The 20,026-nt window shown below is 61.3% G+C and carries 17 protein-coding genes and 1 pseudogene; 15 read left to right on the forward strand and 3 right to left on the reverse strand.

The window, feature by feature from the left end; translation table 11 throughout:
* Nucleotides 1-266: 266 nt before the first annotated feature.
* Nucleotides 267-791, forward strand: coding sequence for a hypothetical protein (locus AC1DCM_RS13790; RefSeq protein ID WP_477518659.1), 525 nt, complete (start codon nucleotides 267-269; stop codon nucleotides 789-791).
* 152 nt (nucleotides 792-943) lie between these two features.
* On the opposite strand, the gene AC1DCM_RS13795 is transcribed toward AC1DCM_RS13790, so the two are convergent.
* Nucleotides 944-1,657: a hypothetical protein gene (locus tag AC1DCM_RS13795; RefSeq protein ID WP_477518660.1), complete on the reverse strand. Its 714-nt coding sequence runs from the start codon at nucleotides 1,655-1,657 to the stop codon at nucleotides 944-946.
* Nucleotides 1,658-1,996: 339 nt separating this feature from the next.
* Here AC1DCM_RS13795 and AC1DCM_RS13800 point away from each other — a divergent pair, with 339 nt between their 5' ends.
* The 12 genes and pseudogenes from AC1DCM_RS13800 (at nucleotide 1,997) to AC1DCM_RS13855 (ending at nucleotide 14,703) form a co-directional block, all read left to right on the forward strand.
* Nucleotides 1,997-2,353 (forward strand): hypothetical protein, encoded by a 357-nt coding sequence (locus AC1DCM_RS13800; RefSeq protein WP_477518661.1) that lies wholly within the window; start codon nucleotides 1,997-1,999, stop codon nucleotides 2,351-2,353.
* Between the two features lie 1,284 nt (nucleotides 2,354-3,637).
* Nucleotides 3,638-4,127: pseudogene (locus AC1DCM_RS13805) on the forward strand (recombinase family protein).
* Between the two features lie 354 nt (nucleotides 4,128-4,481).
* Nucleotides 4,482-5,465 carry an ABC transporter permease gene (locus tag AC1DCM_RS13810; protein ID WP_442019360.1) on the forward strand — a complete coding sequence of 328 codons (984 nt, stop codon included), beginning with the start codon at nucleotides 4,482-4,484 and terminating at the stop codon, nucleotides 5,463-5,465.
* Nucleotides 5,465-6,424: an ABC transporter permease gene (locus tag AC1DCM_RS13815; RefSeq protein WP_477518662.1), complete on the forward strand. Its 960-nt coding sequence runs from the start codon at nucleotides 5,465-5,467 to the stop codon at nucleotides 6,422-6,424. Before AC1DCM_RS13810 ends, AC1DCM_RS13815 begins: the two co-directional genes overlap by 1 nt.
* Nucleotides 6,421-8,568 (forward strand): ABC transporter ATP-binding protein, encoded by a 2,148-nt coding sequence (locus AC1DCM_RS13820; protein ID WP_477518663.1) that lies wholly within the window; start codon nucleotides 6,421-6,423, stop codon nucleotides 8,566-8,568. The genes AC1DCM_RS13815 and AC1DCM_RS13820 overlap by 4 nt, the downstream gene beginning before the upstream one ends.
* A gap of 74 nt (nucleotides 8,569-8,642) precedes the next feature.
* Nucleotides 8,643-10,370, forward strand: coding sequence for an ABC transporter family substrate-binding protein (locus AC1DCM_RS13825; RefSeq protein WP_477518664.1), 1,728 nt, complete (start codon nucleotides 8,643-8,645; stop codon nucleotides 10,368-10,370).
* Between the two features lie 241 nt (nucleotides 10,371-10,611).
* The gene (locus tag AC1DCM_RS13830; RefSeq protein ID WP_477518665.1) at nucleotides 10,612-10,881 is read left to right on the forward strand and encodes a type II toxin-antitoxin system Phd/YefM family antitoxin; all 270 of its coding nucleotides are present in this window, start codon (nucleotides 10,612-10,614) and stop codon (nucleotides 10,879-10,881) included.
* Nucleotides 10,878-11,135 carry a type II toxin-antitoxin system RelE family toxin gene (locus AC1DCM_RS13835; protein WP_477518666.1) on the forward strand — a complete coding sequence of 86 codons (258 nt, stop codon included), beginning with the start codon at nucleotides 10,878-10,880 and terminating at the stop codon, nucleotides 11,133-11,135. The genes AC1DCM_RS13830 and AC1DCM_RS13835 overlap by 4 nt, the downstream gene beginning before the upstream one ends.
* A 14-nt stretch (nucleotides 11,136-11,149) precedes the next feature.
* Nucleotides 11,150-12,220, forward strand: coding sequence for a Gfo/Idh/MocA family protein (locus AC1DCM_RS13840; protein ID WP_477518667.1), 1,071 nt, complete (start codon nucleotides 11,150-11,152; stop codon nucleotides 12,218-12,220).
* 116 nt (nucleotides 12,221-12,336) lie between these two features.
* Nucleotides 12,337-13,044, forward strand: a complete 708-nt coding sequence (locus AC1DCM_RS13845; protein ID WP_477518668.1) for a hypothetical protein — start codon at nucleotides 12,337-12,339, stop codon at nucleotides 13,042-13,044.
* A gap of 181 nt (nucleotides 13,045-13,225) precedes the next feature.
* Nucleotides 13,226-13,774 (forward strand): RNA polymerase sigma factor, encoded by a 549-nt coding sequence (locus tag AC1DCM_RS13850; RefSeq protein ID WP_442004459.1) that lies wholly within the window; start codon nucleotides 13,226-13,228, stop codon nucleotides 13,772-13,774.
* Nucleotides 13,771-14,703: a hypothetical protein gene (locus tag AC1DCM_RS13855; RefSeq protein ID WP_477518669.1), complete on the forward strand. Its 933-nt coding sequence runs from the start codon at nucleotides 13,771-13,773 to the stop codon at nucleotides 14,701-14,703. The genes AC1DCM_RS13850 and AC1DCM_RS13855 overlap by 4 nt, the downstream gene beginning before the upstream one ends.
* 107 nt (nucleotides 14,704-14,810) lie before the next feature.
* On the opposite strand, the gene ald is transcribed toward AC1DCM_RS13855, so the two are convergent.
* Complete coding sequence (ald, locus tag AC1DCM_RS13860; protein WP_216926266.1) at nucleotides 14,811-15,929, reverse strand: alanine dehydrogenase; 1,119 nt, start codon at nucleotides 15,927-15,929, stop codon at nucleotides 14,811-14,813.
* 208 nt (nucleotides 15,930-16,137) lie between these two features.
* Here ald and AC1DCM_RS13865 point away from each other — a divergent pair, with 208 nt between their 5' ends.
* Nucleotides 16,138-17,352 carry a PucR family transcriptional regulator gene (locus AC1DCM_RS13865; RefSeq protein ID WP_477518670.1) on the forward strand — a complete coding sequence of 405 codons (1,215 nt, stop codon included), beginning with the start codon at nucleotides 16,138-16,140 and terminating at the stop codon, nucleotides 17,350-17,352.
* Between the two features lie 129 nt (nucleotides 17,353-17,481).
* A complete protein-coding gene (locus AC1DCM_RS13870) occupies nucleotides 17,482-18,402 on the forward strand; it encodes an AEC family transporter (protein WP_477518671.1) in 921 nt (306 codons plus the stop codon).
* 244 nt (nucleotides 18,403-18,646) lie between these two features.
* On the opposite strand, the gene AC1DCM_RS13875 is transcribed toward AC1DCM_RS13870, so the two are convergent.
* Entirely contained in the window at nucleotides 18,647-20,026 is a 1,380-nt protein-coding gene (locus tag AC1DCM_RS13875; RefSeq protein WP_477518672.1) for a hypothetical protein, read from the reverse strand.

Genomic DNA, 20,026 nt, shown 5'->3' on the forward strand with positions numbered 1-20,026 from the left:
GCTATTTTGGCTCTCGGAGGAGTTTTCAATAACGCACTGACGCCTCTCTCAGTAGCGGTCCTGATCTTGACGGTTGCCGGTTCTGTGCTGATGTGGATGCCAGCATCCAGCGGATACATCCGACAGTGTGGCCCCTCCGGCGATTAAGCGCCTCCTCGCGAGCCCCAGCTCTAGAGCCCGTAGAGCGGTGCCTTCCTTCCTCCGCTGGCCTCAATGTCCGGTAAGGGATCGGCTTACGCTCATCAGTCCTTAGCATGCCCACGGCTATGTCGGGTGACGTGGTGCTCAATGCCGTTTCCGGCAGTGGCAGTTTCCTGCTGGATAATCAGGGCATGCTGATTCGAGAGTCCAAGGCCCAATTGGAGCAGATGCTTGCGGTGACAGGGGCCGACGAACGCATCGGCGCTCGGAATCCCGGTGCCGTGATGAACGTCTTCGAACGTTTCGCGGCTATACCGGCCAAAGATTGCGCCCCTGGGGACGAAGATGGCGATGGCGTTCTTGCCCAGTTCGGGACCTACGGGGCGCGGGGCATCCAGGAATTCAACGTGGATCTCACACGTCAGTTCATTGAAGCCGGTGACGACGATGCTCCGATGTGGCAGCTGTCATGCACGTTCTACTGGGATCCGACTCCTGAGACCGTTGCACTGGGCGGTGGCAGCCTGTGGTCCTTCGGCTCTCAGCTCGAAGACTTCTTCAGGAACGCTGCGCTGCTACCCGGATGGGGATGGGCGCTTGGCACAAATGAGCGGCCCAAGTCTCTGGAAATCACACTGGACCAGGTCTGAGTGAGCCCAGGGCTTAATGCTGAGCCCGAGATTTGCACCGAGCTATCTGGCAACCGAGAGTCCTTTCGAAGCGGCCGCCCGCTAATGGATCCTCTTCCGGACGGTAGCACCGAAGCAACTATGGAGGTGCCAGCGCGAGTGGAAGAGCTCCCTTAGGCCACAAACGCAGGTGGATGGTTTGTATGTATAAGGTCGACGCCTTGGATTTCTGGTCGCCAAAGGAGTGCATGCCTTTGTCCATCGGCGATTATGCTCAACTCCACGCTGTCTCCCTTGCGTACGGGTCCAACAGGGCTAGCGAATCGATAGAAAATACCAAAGGTGCTTGGTTCTCCTGAGACGCCGTCGGCCACTAGCCAAAGGATAACGCCAGCGCGGCCACCGGACTTATTTACAACCGTGGCTCTAATTTTCCGCCATTGAACACCGGAGGCGACGAGTCTGCGGGCAGCGCCAAAATCGGTGAGTTCCGTCCACAGCGCGAAAGCGACCGCGAGCGGTGCCACCACAAGAAACACCGCAAAGAGTATGGGGTTCGGATGGCCCGCGTCATCGATCCCGTCGAGCCAGATGTCGTGAGGATCAGATGCAGCGACGTTGATCCGGGCGTGCGATCCAACCGGTGGCAGGGTGATGCAGTAAGCATTAGTCTTGGCGACGCCGTGCAGCGCTTGCTCATCTACGGTGTAGCTCAGGTCGAGTTGGCACGAGGCAGTGCGACTGCGCGGACTTTCCGTTTGTGCCGTAACGGTTCCCTCGATCGTGGTGTAGGTGGCTGTTGCATGATTGATGCCGGCAACTACGGCCCACCCTAGCCATGCCGTGACGGTTCCGATGACGAGTATGGCTGCGGAGCGCTTTATCAAAAGTCTTCTGCGTAGTCGACTGCCTTCCCAGACTGGCTGTTCGCGGTCGGGCAGAGGGGAAGCTTGAAGGCGTGTCTGCTCAGTTATCTGTACCCAGTCACTCCCTGAACCTTGGGATTCGGAATCGATCAAGGCGTCGGTTTCTTCGCGTCGCACGGCATTCTTTTCCTCCAATGGAGCGCGTTCTGGATGCATCAGTGAGCGCACAGCACAGGCCCCTTGAATGAAATCACCCTACCGGGAGTGCGTGCCAGCGTGGCTATTACACGCTAACGTGGGCTGCCCGTAAGCCGGTGGCTATAAGGACACTCGGCACGGGACACGCCTTATGATCCAGCTATGACCGTTCCGGATCTTTCTGCAAGCCAGCGCATCCTTTTGTGGCAGGCAGTCGAGGACTATGGAGGTTTATGGGAATCCCCTTGGGAACTCCGAGCACTCTACCCTTCTGCCAGCGAGGAATACCTAGCGATGGAGGCAGCGAAAGCTGCCTCGGAACTCCTCAGCATGGGACTGGTTGAGCTCTACTACTGCCAGGAGCCTTACGGCGCAATGAGGCTGATCCCTGATGCTAAGGCCGCCGAGTTGCTTGGCACCAGCGACGTCTGGAGAGTGCCTCTACCAGGGGGCATTTCTGTGCGGTTTTCGGCAACAGAAGAGGCCGCCGCCATCTTCTTCAACAAGAACTGGCCTTAAACCCCATTCGGCTAGACCATCAACCAAGCGAATCTCTCTCGGAAGTCATCAAAGCACTTCGGGCAGACCCACGTATAGGAATCATCGCTAGTCACCCAGGCCTCGTTGTACTCGGCGTGCCCAGTCCGGTCATCTGATATCTCCGTCGAGCAGAAATCGCAGTGATCGTGGTCCCAGCCCTCCCGGTATGGAGTCCATGCAGTAAAGCGCATTCTGCGCCCAGCGAGATAACGCTCCTGCCCCATCAAACGCCAATCTTCGTCCACGACTTGAGAATACTGGCTCTAGGTGTCGGCTGGCAGGATGACCATGACGAATGCTGCACATTCGTCCGCACGGTAGCCGATCCTCCACCGGACGCGGCCATATTCTGCCCACGCCCATAGGGTCCGACGCCGGTTAGTCTGAGTGTATAAAGGCCTCGCGGAACTCTTATCGCTGCTCCCGTGCTGGTGATTATCGTGGTTGCAGTAATTGTGACCTGGGCAAGTTTCGGTGACCGCCCGGGCCCCATGACCACTGCGGCGCTCAGCAGCGTCCTCGGAAATGGATACGGAGCACTAACTTGGTGAGCAATTTTGCAGAGCGTCAGCTCCTGCCTGGCGTGACGGCCTATGAGCTTCTACTGTGGCGATATCGATGCACAACGGCAGGGTTGGTCGTGCTCGCAATAACGTTTGTCTGCAGCGTATCGGGTATACCGCAGTCCTGGTTTACGACGCTTTTGATGGTCGCAATCGGTTTAACATCGCTTCCGCTAATCGTTCTCATCGGTAGCGTCGGAATGCGGGAAAGAGCTGAACGTCAAGCTGGTTACACAACGCAAAGATTCGGGAGCAAAAAGTTGGAACAGCGGGACCCTTACCTAGGGCGCATCATCCGGCGTCCCGGCGAACCGTACCTCTCCCGAGACGAGTTCCTTCAGATAGTAAAAAACGCAAAGACTACGGCGGAACGGCTGGAACCAAGACCGTAGAAGCGCACAAGGTGCGCAGCGGGGTAAGGCAGCAGCTAGGGTCTCCGCAGACCCAAAGACCCCAGGGCTTTAAGGGCCAGGTTGTTCGTGCCGAACGCGCCCGTTAGCCGGTCGATCACCGTGCCCAAGAAGCGCGCCGCCACGTCCCATTTAGTTACTGGCCCAGACCATGTACGTAAGACCCGCACGATGAAATGCACGATGATGGGGGGATTACTGCAACCTTGTTTGCTATGGCTGGAATGAGAATCGGCTATGCCCGGGGCTCGACAAACCACCAGGACCTGACCGCCCAATGAAACGCTCTCCTGGCCCTTGGTTTGAACAGAAGCAGATCTTCGTCGATCACGGACCGGCGGGAGCGAACCGCGTCCGCCCAGGCCTCCGTGAAGCGATGGCGGCATGCCGAGCCGGCGACACGCTCGTGGTGACAAAGCTCGACCGACTGGCGCGGTCCCTTTCCGATGCCCGGGACATAGCCGATGAGCTGACGGAAAAGGGGTAGTCCTCAGTCTCGGCGGCAGCACCCACGACCCGACTGACCCGGTAGGCCGGCTGCTGTTCAACGTCATGGGAATGGTGGCCGACTTTGAGGCGGATCTGATACGGATGCGCACCCGCGAGGGCTTGGCGGTCGCTAAAGCGAAGGGACGCCTGAAGGGAGAGCAGCCAAAATTATCCAAGRCGCGCCGCAAGCATCTTCTGACGCTGCACGACGTCGGGGAGCACACCCAGCCTGAATTGGCGGAGCTATCCCGGACCACGGTGTACCGCGAGCTCCAAAGGCGCGCCATGTGAAGATCGACGCGTTGATCGACCTCCTTGCGGGCTGCGCCATGCGACAAATAGCGCCGTGAAAAAGCCGCCACGTACAGCCAAAAGTCAGAGCCTCCGCCGTCGAAATCGTGACGCGAAAACAGATAACAATCTGGCTGCAGGCGTGAAACCGGCCCTCATTGAGCGAAACGTGAAGCAGTTATTGTGGTAGTTTCCTCTTGAATGTGACCCATGCCATACAAGGGCGGTGTTCACGTGGAGGGGTCTTGGGGGGCCATCACCCCTCATGCCAATTCGTAGCTGACGCCGGCCACAGCCGGGAACCGCGGAAGGACGAGCATTGATCTTTGCCACGATCCAGGGCAGCCGCCCGACATGCTGAAATATCTGACGAAGCGGTCGGGCATCTACCTGATCATGATCTTCCTGACCACGAGCGCGGGCTATTTCCTGGCAGTATCAACGCTCAAACCCGCGGTCCTGGAACAGGAGAAGATCCCGCGGCCAACCCCGGAACAGGTGGCGGCCTCCTTCCGTGGACTCGGCCTGGACCCCGACGCCAGTCCTTGGGAAAGGTACATTGGGTGGCTCGGCGGCATCATCACCCGCTGGGACTGGGGGCGCAGCCCAAACGGGGCATTCGTCAACGCGGAATTCGCTGACCGGGTACTCGTGTCCACTCGCCTGTTTATCGCCTCCATCATCCTGACGCTGATCATCGGCGTCGCGCTCGGCGTTTATTCAGCAGCGCGGCAATACAAGTACCAGGACCGCGTGATCACGTCCTACAGCTACCTGGTGCACATCCTTCCGGCACCGATCGCCTACTTCCTGGTCCAGTTGGGCGCAATCAGCGTCAACGAAACCGTAGGCCAGCGCATCTTTTTCGTCACTGGAATCTCGACGCCGGGGATCGACCCGGGGTGGCCGGCTTTCGTTGACCTTGTGGCCCACTACGCCGTGCCCACCTTCGCGATGACCATCTTCGGTTGGGCCGGTTACCAGATCGCCCAGAGGCAGTATCTCCTGGACAACGTGAATGCTGACTTCGTCCGCACCGCCAGGGCAAAAGGGCTTACCCGCAACCAAGCCATCCGCAGGCACGCCCTGCGGGTGTCCTTCATTCCCGTCGCGCAGAGCATTGCCTTCACCATCCCCGCGATCTTTACCGGCGGCTTCTTTGCGGAGGCGATCTTCGCCTGGCCCGGCATCGGACTGTGGAGTATCCAGTCGATCGGTCTTCAGGACGTCAACGTCGCCACGGCAACATTGGCCTACGGCTCGGTGATCTTCGCAATCGGCGCCATCCTTGCCGACTTCGCGACGACGCTGGTCGATCCGCGAGTGAGGGTCCAGTAATGACGAACATCATTGATCCCATTGCGGAAATCGACGAGTCAAGGGTTGCCGACCAGGACGTCGTGATTGGGAAGTCCCGCATTATCTTCCGTCGTTTCATGCGGAACCGTACCGCCGTCGCCGGTTTGTTCATCTTCCTGGCCCTGTTCCTCTTCTCCCTGTTCGGCGGGTTCCTGACCCCCTGGAACAAAGACACCATTGATCCCCTCAACATCGGCATGGGACCATCACCGGATCACTTCCTGGGTACGTCGCAGGCCGGCATTGACCTTATGGCGCTCATCGTTGAAGGCACACGGATCTCCATCTTTATCGGCCTGATCGTTGGCGGCGTATCTGTCCTGATCTCCGCCGTCTACGGCTGCACCATGGCGTTCTTCGGCGGCAAAGTGGACGCCGTGATGTTGTTCATCCTTGAAGCCCTCATCATGATGCCGGCCATTCTGGTGGTGGCAGTGGCGACAAGTGGTGGCGGGGGACTCAAGGAACTTCCCAGTTGGCTCCTGCTGATCATCGTTTTGTTGTTCTTCAGCTGGATGGGTACCGCCCGCCTGGTGCGCTCCTTGTCGATGTCCCTCATGCAGCGGGACTACGTCAAAGCTGCCAAGTACATGGGTGTTCCCTCCCGCAAGATCGTGTGGCGCCACCTCGTCCCGAACATCGGCTCACTGTTGGTCCTAGATTTCACCCGCGGTATTACCGGTGCCGTCTTGGCGGAAGTGGCGTTCTCCTTCATCGGCATCGGTATCAAACTCCCCGATGTCAGCCTGGGAGTCCTGATCGGCCAAGCCACCGGCCAGGTGTCCTCGTTCCCGTGGATGTTCTGGGTACCGCTGACCGTCATGTTCCTCCTGACCGGTTCGCTCGCCATGATGAACGACGGCCTCCGAGACGCCTTCGACCCCAGCTCCAGTTCCATCGGTCGGGCCAAGACCAAGACCGCAAAGGCTGCCAAATGAGCACCAACATCTCCCACACGCCTGCAGAGCGACTTCGCGACGCCGGGCTCTACGCACCCGGCGACGCCGTCCTTAGCGTCCGGGACCTCAACGTCCGCTTCAATTCCGAGAACGGCGTTGTCCACGCAGTGCGCGGCGTCGATTTCGACCTTATGCCGGGCAAAACCCTGGGCATAGTGGGTGAATCGGGCTCAGGAAAGTCCGTCACGTCCATGGCCATCATGGGACTCCTCCCCGAGACCGCTGACATCTCCGGTTCGGTGCGCTACAAGGGCAAGGAACTCCTCGGCCTGAGCGACAAAGCGATGTGCAAGCACCGTGGCAGCGACATCGCCATGGTGTTCCAGGACCCGCTATCGTCTCTGACCCCCGTTTACACGGTGGGGAACCAGATCATCGAGGCCCTGACTGTCCACAACCCCACCATGAGCAAACAGGCTAAAGAAGCCCGCGCCGTCGAACTTTTGCGGATGGTGGGCATCCCGAGCCCCAAGGACCGGCTGAAGGCGTTCCCGCACGAATTCTCCGGCGGCATGCGCCAGCGCGTGATGATCGCCATTGCTATCGCGAACGATCCGCGGGTACTCATCGCGGATGAACCCACGACGGCGCTGGACGTCACCATCCAGGCGCAGGTGCTGGAAGTCCTGCACACAGCGCAAGAGGAGACCGGTGCCGCCGTCGTCATGATCACCCACGACCTCGGCGTCGTAGCGGGCATGGCCGACGACATCATGGTCATGTACGCAGGTAAGCCGGTGGAAACCGGGACTGTGGAGGACATCTACTACAACCCCCGCATGCCGTACACCATGGGTCTCCTCGGCGCCGTCCCACGCGTTGACACCGCCAACAAGCAGTCGCTGGTTCCGATCGAAGGCACGCCACCCAACCTGGCTCTTCCCGTGACCGGCTGCTCGTTCGCGCCGCGCTGCCCGCTGGCCAGCGAGGCCTGCCTCCACGGTGAGCCCGAGCTCTTTTCGGTCCCGGGTTCCGAAGGCCACCGGGCCGCCTGTATCAAAACGGACGAGCTGTCCGGCGACGCGGACGCGCACCAGATTTTCCAGGCGCCGCCCAAGCCCGTGTCAAAGTTCGACGGCGTTGCCCGCCTTGAGCGCGACAAAGTCCTTGAGCTCAAGGACGTGAAGAAACACTTCCCACTGCTCAAGGGCGCGCTGATCAAGCGCCGGATCGGCACGGTCAAGGCCGTCGACGGGCTGAGTTTCGACATCCGCGAAGGTGAATGCCTCTCAATCGTGGGCGAGTCGGGTTGCGGCAAGACCACCACGTTGCTGGAAATCATGGAGTTCCACCCGGACCAAGTTGGTGAAGTGGTCATCGGCGGCGTGAGCAACAAGGTTGCCACCGACTCCAAGACCAAGATGGCCATGCGCAAGGAAATGCAGATGGTGTTCCAGGACCCTACCGGGGCACTGGATCCGCGCTTCACGGTGTACGAAGTCCTTGCCGAACCGCTGGAGAACCTTGGCATGCCCAAGGCCGCCGTCCGGAAGCGGATCATGGAACTCATGCGGCTCGTGGGCCTGCAGGCGGACCACGTCAACCGTTTCCCCAATCAGTTCTCCGGGGGCCAGCGCCAGCGCATCGGCATCGCCCGGGCGCTCGCGGTGAATCCAAAACTCGTGGTGCTGGATGAACCCGTTTCCGCATTGGACGTCTCCGTCCAGGCCGGCGTTATCAACCTGCTGGACCAGCTTCGCGCCGAACTGGGCCTGAGCTATCTGATGGTTGCCCACGATCTCTCAGTGGTCCGCCACATCTCGGACCGCGTTGCCGTGATGTACCTGGGCAAGATCGTGGAAACCGGCGATGTGGATGAAGTCTTCGACAATCCGCGGCACCCCTACACCAGGGCCCTGCTCTCTGCCATCCCAGTACCGGATCCCAATCTGGAACGCACACGTGAACGCATCATCCTGCAGGGCGATCTGCCCAGCCCGCTTGATGCGCCAAAGGGTTGCAATTTCGCAACGCGTTGCCCCGTATTCGCCGCACTACCTGCCGCCAAGCAGGAGAAGTGCCTTACTCTGGAGCCGCCACTTGCTTCAGAAGGTCAACAGGAGTTTGCATGCTTCTTCCCGGACGGGGAAATAGATGCCGACATGCTGGTGGTGCATGCCTGACGACAAATGACTCATTGATTGAACCCTGTATTCAATTCGTAAAGATTTCCAGTCGTAAACATGAAGGGCAAACCATGAAGAAGTACACGACGATCGGCGGCGTAGCAGTTGCAGCAGCACTATTGCTGACCGCTTGCGGCGGGGGAACGCCGTCGGGTCCGGCCTCCCAGAAGGCCGAAGAAGCTGGCGGCGACATCAGCAAGCTCATTAGCGTTAACGCCAAGGAAGCCAAAGACCTCCAGCAGGGCGGCACTGTCACCCTTGCTGTGGGCAGCATTGGCCCGGACTTTAACGGCTTCTCCAATGTGGGCAACAGCGCAGACAACTCGGCGCTGATGACCCCGGTTAATACGGCTTCCATCAACAGCGGCGGCATTGGCGGCTGCTGGAAGTTGGACTTCGACGGCAAAGCAGAGCCCAACAAGGACTTCTGCGAAGACGTCAAGAGCGAAGTCAAGGACGGCAAGCAGACCATCACCATCAAGGTCAACGACAAGGCGACCTGGAACGATGGAACGCCGATTGACGTCAAGACCTTCGAGAACACGTGGAAGATGCTGAAGGGCGACGACAAGTCAATCGACATCGTTTCCGCCGGCGCCTACGCATTCGTTGACTCGGTCAAGGCCGGCGCCAACGACAAAGAAGTCATTGTCACCACCACCCAGCCGGTCTTCCCGCTGGAAGGCCTCTTCTTCGGCCTGATCCACCCCGCAATCAACACCCCGGAAATCTTCAACACCGGTTTTGCCGGCAACATGCACCCCGAGTGGATGGCCGGCCCGTTCAAGGTTGAAAACTACGACACCACCGCAAAAACGGTCACCATGGTTCCCAACGACAAGTGGTGGGGACAGAAGCCGGTCCTCGACAAGGTCGTCTGGCGCCAGATGGAACCCAGCGCTACGATTGCCGCCTTCAAGAACGGTGAAATCGACGCCGCCAATGGCCGTACGCTCGGCCGCTACAAGCAGCTCGAAGGTACCAAAGACGCCGACGTTCGTCGTGGCCAGCGCCTGTTCGCAGGTGGCCTCAACCTGAACGCCAAGCGCCCGGCCCTTACTGACGTTGCCGTGCGCAAGGCGATCTTCACCGCAGTGGACCGCAAGGCCATCCGCGATGTCCGCTTCAACGGCCTGAACTGGTCCGAGGAAAGCTCGGGCTCCATGATGCTCATGCCGTTCTCGGAGTACTACCAGGACAACTACCCCGTGAAAGACACCGGAACTGAGCAGGCCAAGAAGGTCCTCACCGATGCTGGTTATGCCCCGAATGACAAGGGCATCATGGCGAAGGATGGCGTCCCCGTGGCCTTCAAGATCACCAACTTCGGCGACGACCCCACCACGGCCGCAACCTCGCAGACCCTGCAGAAGCAACTCCAGGCTGCCGGAATGGATGTCTCCATCGACCAGCGCGGTGACGCTGACTTCGGCAAGGTCATTGGTGGCCGCGAGTTCGACGTAACCATCTCCGGTTACACCGTGGGCGCGGATGCCACGGACGCCGTGAAGCAGTTCTACGATTCATCGACCAACGAAAACGGTCTTGGCGATGCTGAGCTCGACGCCGAAATCAAGCGTCTTGCGACTATTGCTGATGACGCTGAGCGCAACAAGGCTGCCATGAACGTTGAGAAGAAGCACATGGAGAAGTACTTCTCCATGGGCACCGTCCTCAACGGCCCGGAGATCCAGTTCGTGCGCACGGGCCTGGCCAACTATGGCCCGTCCCTCTTCAAGAGCCTGTCCAACGTCCCGGACTGGACCACTCTTGGTTGGGAAAAGGGCGCCAAGAAGTAACGCTCTGCTCTGGGCCTAAGAACACCGGAGGGCTTAGACACAAGAAGGCCGGGAGCTTCCCTGAACTGTTCATTGGTTCGGGCGGCTTCCGGCCTTTCCCGTGCCATCCCTCTCTCACGTCCAACTGCCTTTCCCCGATCGTTCTCTCAGGTCCTGCCTCCTTTTCCGGATCCCTCTCTCACATCGCCTGTACATTTCGTCCCTTATGTACATTAGGTACAACTGGCGCTAGGATAGGCGCATGGGTGCTGCCGACTACTTCGTAGGTGTTGCTGACCTGAGAGTCCATCTCTCAGATACGATCAATCGCGCCGCATACGGGCACGAGAGGATCAACATCACGCGTCGGGGCAAGGTTGCGGCGGTGTTGATAAGCGCCGAGGACCTTGAACGTTTCGAGCGTCTCGAAGACGAAGCGGACGTTAGAGCCCTCAAGGAAGCTAAAGCAGAAGACGACGGTACCCGCGTAGGTCTTGACGAACTCCTGAAGGAGAACGGCATCAACCGTTGAGTTCGTATCGTGTGGAGTTAAGCAGCGGCGCGGCAAAACAGCTACGGAAGCTCGACCTTCCAATTCGGCGAAGATTGCTCCTGGCGATCGCCGATCTGGAAAGCAACCCTCGACCCGACGGGGTGAAGAAACTCAATGGCACATCAAATGCTTGGCGGATTCGAATAGGCGACTACCCGGTGCTCTACGAGATTCACGAAGACGAACTCGTCGTCCTGATCTTCCGCAGCGCGCACCGGCGGGAGGTTTACTGAATTAGCCTTGGGGCATGACTTCCAGGCCGATTCGCACCGCCATCGCAGGTTTTGGGTTATCGGGCAGCGTATTCCATGCGCCCTTCATTGCAAGCAACACTTCGTATGACCTTGCCGTCATTGCCACATCAGACGCCCAAAGGCAGGCAAAGGCGGCTGAACGGTACCCGCAGGCCAAGGTAGTCAACACGCCGCAGGACATCCTGGCACTGGCCGACGAACTGGATCTCGTCGTTCTTGGCACACCGCCTGCGACTCACTATCCGCTGGCGAGAGCCGCGCTGGAAGCCGGGCTCGACGTCGTCGTCGATAAGCCGTTTGTTGTCCACAGCTCGCAAGGCGAGGAACTGATCCAACTCGCCGCAGCAGCGGGCCGCGTCCTCACTGTCTACCAAAACCGCCGCTGGGACGGAGACGCGCTCACCCTGAAGAAGCTGCTCGACGCCGGGACGCTGGGTACCGTGACCAGATTTGAAGCGGGGATGGAGCGCTGGGCACCGGAGATCGCCAAAGCCTGGAAGGCAAGCGCTACTGCCGAGGATGGCGGTGGGGTCCTCTTCGACCTCGGTGCACACGTGCTGGACCTGGCCGTCCAGTTCTTCGGACCGGCGCACGTCACCTATGCCGAGATCTTGGCACGACGTCCGCAGGAGAAGGCCGACGACGACGTCTTCATCGCGCTCCAGCACCAATCCGGCGTCGTCAGCCACGTGACTCTGAACCTCAACAGCCACCTTCACGGACCGCGTTTTCGCGTGCTGGGCACGAACGGTGGATTTGTAAAGTTCGGCACCGATCCACAGGAGCCCTTTGTTCTTGGCGGTGGGCTGCCTGCCGATCCTGAGTACGGTGTCGAGCCTGCCGAAAACTACGGGACCCTTGAATCGGACGGGCAGCGCCGAACCATCCCCACCGAGCGCGGTGCCTATCCTGAGTTCTATCGCCTCCTGGCCGAAAAGATCGACGACGGCGGTGCGGCATCCGCGCGTTCCGCACCTGTGGATCCGGCTGACTCGGTGGAAGTGCTGAAGCTGATCGAACAGGCGCGTGCCGCGGCCCGAAAAACTATTTCGAGGAAGGCGTAACCTCAACCGTGCCCGGAACGATGTAGAGGGAGTGCGGGCCACGTCCGCACGCTGATCATCCGGCAGCGACCCAAACGCTGCCGGGGCAATCCCCACATCGTTTGTCGGAGGCTTTTATGTCCTTGTTCACTGTCCTTGCCACCAGCAAAGTCGCCGCCGGCGTCCTGGCTGCCGGAGCTGTAGCTGCCGGCGGAACCGGTGTCGCTGCCTTCAACGGCGCTCTTCCCACCGAAATTCAGCAGAGCGCCCACGACCTCGTCGGCGCACCAGCTCCCCTCGCCACGAAGGCAGCTGACGCAGCCGAGGCTGGCCAGGCCAAGGCGACTGACGCCGTCGAGACCGCACAGGCAAAGGCAACGGACGCTGCCAAGGCTGGCGAAGACAAGGCAACGGACGCTGTTGACGCTGCGAAGTCCAAGGCTGAAGACACTCTCGCTACAACCCCTGAAGCATTCGGTCTCTGCACCGCCTTCATCCATGGTGGACTCAAGGCTGACACCAAGGTGCCGGGTTTCCAGTCCATCGTGGTGGCCGCAGGCGGCGAAGCCAACGTTGAATCGCACTGCCAGGCCGTAGTCGACGCCGRCAAGGCTGCCGGTCTGAAGGCTGACGGCTCCGCAAACGCAAACGCGAATGCTGACGCTTCGGTTGCATCCAAGGTGCCTGCCGTTCCGGCTGTCCCGGCCGTTCCGGGAACGGACGGCGCCCCGGCTGTCCCCGCAACACCGGCCGTCCCTGCAGCACCTGCCGCCCCTGCGCTGCTGACGCAGGTGCCCACCGATGTTCCTGCCGCTCCGGGTGCAGGCCTCGATTCGGTCCGCTAAAGACCCAGAGGTTACGGTTTAAGGGTGGGGCTCCTTGGCTTGGACCGAGGAGCCCCACCACTTTACGGACGGCGGAGTACGTAACAGACCGCAGTGGCAATGGATGTCCTGAGCCCGGAAAACAACCGGGGACGGTGCTCCAAAGAGGCCGCTGCGCTGCGCGGGATGGAGGCATCCACGGGTGCTAAACCCACTAGCTGATGAATATGTGCAGACGGACGAGGACGATCCCGCTCTGCTCTTCACCGATGCCTACAACCAGTTTTCAGGGCCGGTTTTCGGTTACCTCCGAGCCCGTGGTGTGGACGATCCCGAAGCCGTCACGCAGGACGTCTTCCTTGCCCTGTATCCGAAGCTGCCGGACCTGGAGGGCGGTCTCCAAGGCGCCAGGACCCTGCTGTTCTCGATCGCCCACGCGCGTATGGTGGACCATTATCGCAAGCGCGAACGCACCCCGGATTCAGCTCCGTACGAGGCTGAGTTGGACGCGCGACGGGCGCCGTCGGCAGAAGACCAGGCATTTGGCCGCGGCAGCCTGGGCGTCACGGAACTTCTGGAGGACCTCGCTGCAGATCATCGCGAGGTTCTGGCATTGAGGGTGGTGGCTGACCTCTCGGTGGAAGAAACGGCGGCCATCATGGGCAAATCCCAAGGGGCAATAAAACAACTGCAGCGCAGGGCATTGAGTGCACTGAGGAAAAGTGCACTACGAAGGAATGGCACACCATGAGTGAACACATCACACCCGCCGGACGGCGGAGCGGTCGCACCGACGGTTCTCCGGGCGAGCAGGCCGTTGACCGCCTGTTGGCCGATTCCGGACTCGACGACGCCCTCGACATCCGTGCCGAACTTCTTGAACTGCGCTCCCTCGCCAGCACCCCTCCGACGCCCTCCGCGGCCGTCCGTGCGTTGATGATCAGCGACCCGGCTGCCAGCAGCAGAAGCACGACGGCGGAGGTCACCTCCGCGGTGGCAGGTGCACCGACGGCGATACTTACGTCAGTCCAAGGGCCCACTGACCCAACCCCGACTGGCTCAACCCCGACTGACCCAACCCCGACTGACCCAACCTCTACTGACGAACTCGCGGCCCGCCGTCGTCGTAAGCGCCGTGCTGCGATCGCCGGGTTCGCTGTGGCAGTGTCATTGGCAGGCGGTGCTACGGCTGCAGCCGCTTCCGAGGGCGGCATCCCGGGAGCTTTCCAACACCTGGGCTCCACAATCGGCACAGTAGTTTCGCAGCTCACGCCAGGATCAGGCAATGGATCAAGGCAGAATCCTGGTTCCCCCTCAGAGCAGGAGCGTGGCCGCACTGTGACTCCCGCGTACCCTTACCCATCCGGTCACAACCCAGCGGGCAACACGCCGACCGGGAAAACTGCCAACCCCAGCCAGGAGTCTCAAGACGGCACCAACGGAGCGTCAGGACACCCTAATGAACCCAAGGCTCCCAACGGGGGAATGCCCGAAACACCGAAGATCCCCGGAAATGGTCAGCCCGGCAACATCAGCATCCCGACTCCCGCGGCGCCCATCACGCCTCCCGGCATCGAGGCGCCGAACGTAACCCCACCGACCCTTCGGCAATCGGATATCCCCGTGCCAGTCCCCACTCACGTTGTCCCGGAGGAACCAGTCACTCCCGGCAACGGCTAGAGAGCCCGTTGACGCTCACCAATCCCCAGAGCGTGGAAAACCCGCTGTTTCGTCGCTGGGCAGCGACGAAACAGCGGGTCAGCGACTTGTCAACGCAAGGGCAAAGCCTAGGCGGTAACCACGCTGTGCCAGTCGGCCACGAGGGGCAGGTTGTGCGCCTCCGAAACCGAGTGGTGTGCCACGTGGCCTGCAGCGATGTTGAGGCCGGCGGCCAGGGCGGGGTCGCGGTCGAATGCGGCCTTGACGCCCAGGTTGGCCAGTGCCACGGCGTAGCGCAGGGTGACGTTGGTCAGTGCGTACGTGGAGGTGTTGGGAACAGCGCCAGGCATGTTGGCAACGCAGTAGAAGATCGAGTTGTGGACCTTGTACGTCGGTTCCTGGTGGGTGGTGGGATGTGTGTCCTCGAAGCAACCGCCCTGGTCCACGGCGATGTCCACCAGGACAGAGCCCGGCTTCATTCGGGACACAAGTTCGTTGGTGACGAGCTTGGGCGCCTTGGCGCCGGGGATCAGGACGGAGCCGATCACGAGATCTGCGTCGACAACTGACTTCTCGATCTCGTAGGCGTTGGATGCCACGGTCTTCAAGCGGCCCTGGTAGAGGGCGTCGAGTTCCCGCAGCCGGTTGATGTTGATGTCCATGATGGTGACATCAGCACCGAGGCCCAGTGCCATGGCGGCGGCGTTGGTTCCCGCAACACCTGCGCCGAGGACAACAACTTTGGCCGGGCGTACGCCCGGTACGCCGCCAAGGAGGATGCCCTTGCCGCCGGCCGGTGCCATGAGCGAAGAGGCGCCGACCACGACGGACAGGCGCCCTGCGACCTCTGACATCGGGGCGAGCAGCGGAAGGGTGCGTCCTTCCTGGACCGTTTCGTAGGCGATGGCCGTGACACCGGAGTTGATGAGCTCGGCGGTGAGCTCGGGCTCGGCGGCCAGGTGCAGGTACGTGAAGAGGATCAGGCCCTTGCGGAAGCGGTGGTACTCGGCCTTGATGGGTTCCTTGACCTTCATAACCATGTCGGCCCGGCCCCAGACGTCGTCCGCGTCGGCAACGATTTCGGCGCCGGCGATCGAGTACTCCTCGTCCGTGATACCAGAGCCCAAGCCCGCGCCCCGCTCAACCAGAACGGTGTGTCCGTGAGTGCGGAACTCGTGGACACCGGCGGCCGTGATGGCTACGCGGAACTCGTTGTTCTTGATTTCTTTAGGGACGCCGATGATCATTTGCTGGCTCCATCGTTAGCGGCTTTTTCGGCCGGATATTTGCTGCGGGCTGTGATTCCAGAATAAATCCGGCTGTGAGGCAGGCGACATGATCCTCCAGCCCAGCTGAAGCGAAATCCCTGTAAATTCAAGGATCTTCTTCCATTGAGGTCGACATTTGTCGAGTGCTAGAGCGTCAGGTGTCGCCTAGTGTTGGTACGCTTTCTGGATGCAGCAGGACGTCGAGGAGATCGTTGAACGCGTGGCGCTAAAGCTGGGCAGGGGGCTGTCCCTGGAGGACCTCGACGGCGTCCTCCTCGCCTACAGTTCCAACCAGTCACACGCCGACCGCGTCAGGGTGAACTTCCTCCTGAGCAAACGCGTGCCGAGCGATGTCAGTGCCTGGCAGCTCTCGCACGGCATCTCGACGGCGGTGCGCCCCGTTGTTGTTCCGGCGAACGACGAGCTGGGCATGCTCGGCCGGGTTTGCGTCCCGCTGCTGGTGCGGGGTTTTCGGGTGGGCTACTTATGGGTGCAGCAGGACCTTGAGGAGCAAACCGCGACGGCGATACTCGCCGAATTGCCCGGCGTGCGTGACGAACTGGACCTGTTGGCTGGTTTGTTGCTCGATTCCAACACAGCCGAATCAGAGTTCCGAAGGAGGCGGGAGCAGGAGTTCCTCTCCGCCTGTGCCGGCGAGTCGAACGCAGTGGCAGCGGTGGCCGGTTGGAAGGAGATCCAGGGCCGCGGTCCGTGGCAACTGGTGACCGTCCTGGACGCGGATGGTGGGGGAGCCGACGTCGACCCCATTGCCGCAACGCTAACCCACCGGACAGCAGCGTTGCAGTCCACCATTGGTGTCAACGCCGCGTTATTCAGCGCTGGGACGGAGACGCATTCCGTCGTCCTGTTCCGGGAATCCGGTGGCCGGGCGGATCACGCCCAGGTCCTGGTGCACTATCAATTGGAGCTCGCCAAGCGGGCGGGCCGCGCGGTGGACCGGGTGATCCTGGGCATTAGCGAGCCGTTCCAGGTCATCCGGCAATTGGCAGGCGCGTACAGGCAATCGAAAGTGGCAGCACAAGCCGCAGCCGTGGATCCACCCCTTGGGGAACTGGTGGAGAGCCGGGCGGTTGGCGTCTATCAACTCTTCGATCGTCTTCAAGCGCCGGGCGGCTGGGATGACACGGGCTCCGTTCATTTCCGCACCTTGGAAGACGCGGACAAGAACGGCGAACTCCTGCCAGTGCTGGAACTGCTCTACGACAACGACAGCTCCGTGCAGGACGTAGCAGCGAAACTCCACTTGCACAGGAGCAGCATCTACAACCGCCTCGGCCGGATCCGCCAACTCATCGGCGCTGATCCGTTGAGCGGTGGGATCCGGCTCGAGCTGCATGCTGCACTAAAGGCCCAGCGGTGGGCCTCGCGCCCCCGGATCTAGCGGGTGTCGTGCCGGTGAGTCGCCAAGTGTTGTGGAACGCGTGTTGGGGAACGGTAGCGCTGAAGTGGACACCCACGCAGGCGTCCCCTACGCTGAGAAAGCGGTTTCTCAACAATTTTTAGGAGCAAGGTGGGCGGCGTTGTCTCGGGGATCCTCATCGTCGCCTCGGTCATCGCGGTGGGCTATTTCGCCGCCCGCTACAAAGTGCTGGCCCCTGATGTCCAAAGCGCACTGACTCGAACGGCCTTCTACATCACCAATCCTGCGCTGCTGTTCACCGTGGTAGGGAAAAGCGATATCCGTGCCGCACTCGGGGTTGACGCCCCTCTGGCGCTCCTGTCAGCAGCCGTTATAGGCCTTCTCTATTGTTTGCTGAGCTTCGTGTTCTTCCGGCGGCCGGTCGCCGAAACGGCAGTTGGTGCCATGGCCAGTAGTTATGCCAACGCGAACAACATTGGCATTCCTGTCTCGTTGTATGCAGTGGGCACGGCGCAGCACGTTGCTCCAGTCCTTCTGGTTCAACTCCTGATCATGGCACCCTTCTACCTCAGCGTCCTGGGCGTGGCAGGTGGTACAAAAATCTCCTGGAAACGAATGCTGTTGCAGCCCTTCTCCAATCCCATGATTATCGCCTCGGGGCTGGGAGTGGTGATGGCTCTTACGGGGTGGGAGGCACCCGAACTCGTCCAGAAACCCATCGACATGCTGGCTGGCGCGGCCGTGCCCATGGTTCTGTTGGCTTTTGGCATGTCGCTGGCAGGCAAGGCACCTCTCCAAAAGGGGGATGGCCGCGTGGAGACCGTGGTGGCAACCACCCTGAAGGTGGCGGGCATGCCCGTGGTGGTCTGGGCGCTGGGACGCTTTGTGTTCGGCCTGGAGGGGCAGCACCTCCTGGCCAGCGTCATCATGGCAGCCCTTCCAACCGCCCAGAACGTTTTCCTTTTCGCTTCTCCCTACGGACGCGGAATGACAATGGCCAGGGACGTCATCCTCTGCACAACGGTGCTCTGCATCGGGGCACTGGTCATGGTCGCGTGGCTGCTGGGTTAGAAACGCCATGCCAGGAACAAGAGCCACACGAAACAAAAAGCGAGACGGAACAGATGAGGCAGGCACTCGCGCGGGTGCCTGCCTCATCTTGTTACCGTGATTGCTGTAGCTGTGATTCCTTAGGCCCGACGCAGCCGTTGGCAGCTCCAACGGCCCATCCGATTGCGGAAGGTGGCAGTGCGGCTGCTGCTGCAGTACCGGCCGTGCCATCCGACGTGCTTGCTGGTCCTGGGAAGTTGTGTGCTCACTTCAAGATCCCTGTGGCGCCGTCAAGTATGCCGTCCAGGTCCAAGGCTGAACCACTTGACGGCGTGGTGGCATTTGGATTTCCGGTTGGCTTTGGCTTCGGTGCCTGAGTCTGGGTTGGAGTAGGCGTCGGAGTAACCGTGGGGCTGGGCGTCGTTGTGGCGGGTGGGGTGGTAACCGTGTCCGACGGAACCGGGCTCGGGGCCGGCTGGGTTGGGACAGGAGTTGTCACGCCCGGCACAGGAACAACAGCCGACGGGGCCGACGAAGGGACCCAAACGGGATCCGCGAGTGAAACTTGCGGAGTCGGAAGTGACGACGACGACCCCTGAGCGGGTGCCTCTTCTGACGACTGCGTTGCAACAGTTGCCGGCTGTCCGGCCTCGCTGGTCGCCGACGACGCTGATGCAGTAGAGCTGGACGAGCTGGGTGCGGGGGTGGCCGAGGTTGACTGCCTGCTGTCGCCACCCGTCTTTGCGTCACTGGCTTCCTGAGCCGGTGTTTCCTGCCCGAAGAAGGGAAGCTCGAAGGCCCGGCTCATGGTGCCAACGGTCAATACCAGGCCCAATGCCCCAGCGACGACTGCCATGCGCTGGCCCATTGTCTTGACCGAGGCGGCCTTGGTGAGGACTGCATGTGGTTCGTGGCTGAAGGACGACGCTCCAAACGTGGGGACAACGCCCGTCGGGGACTCGGCAACCGTTGTCGCGGAAGGGGCTGTCCCGCTCCCGGATGCTTGGGCACGAAGGGCTTTCCGGCTTGCGAGACCAGCTGCCGCGGTGGCGGCTGCCGCGAGCTGGGCAGGGCTCTTCGCCTGTGCCGGCGAAGCAGGAAATGCCGGAGCCGCAGGCGTGGGAAGAGGGGTGGCAACGGTCGGAATTTCAGCTGTGACCGGATCCCCAGGGCCGGGCGTGGGCGCCTGCACTATCGGGATGGCAGCGGTGGCGGGCTCGGGTTCGTGCGCGGCGGGGGTGGGTGCAGCAGCAGCCACCATCGGGATGGCAGCGGTGGCGGGCTCGGGATCTGCAGCCGGTTCGGGAGCGACCGGCGTGGGCGCCAGAACTGTTGGAATCGCAGCCGTAGCCGGCTCCAGAGCAGCGGAGTCTACTGGGGCAGTTTCTGCCGGAGCTGTTTGAGGAGCGATTACAGCTTGGGCTGCCCGTTCACGCTCTGCCGCGCGAGCGGCTGCGCGCGTGGTGGGCGCCGCAGAGGTGGGAACAGAAGCAGTGGCGGGTTCCGGCGTCGTGCTTGTAGAACCTGTTTCTGCTTCCGGCGTGCTGGTGGAGGATCCGCTGGGTTGGGCCCGACGGCGTCCGGTTGGTTGGGTACGCTCGCGCGCTATTTGGGCGCGGCGCGGCTGATCCATGGTTGGGGACAT

It is taken from the genome of Paenarthrobacter sp. 10N417 (genome assembly GCF_056394745.1).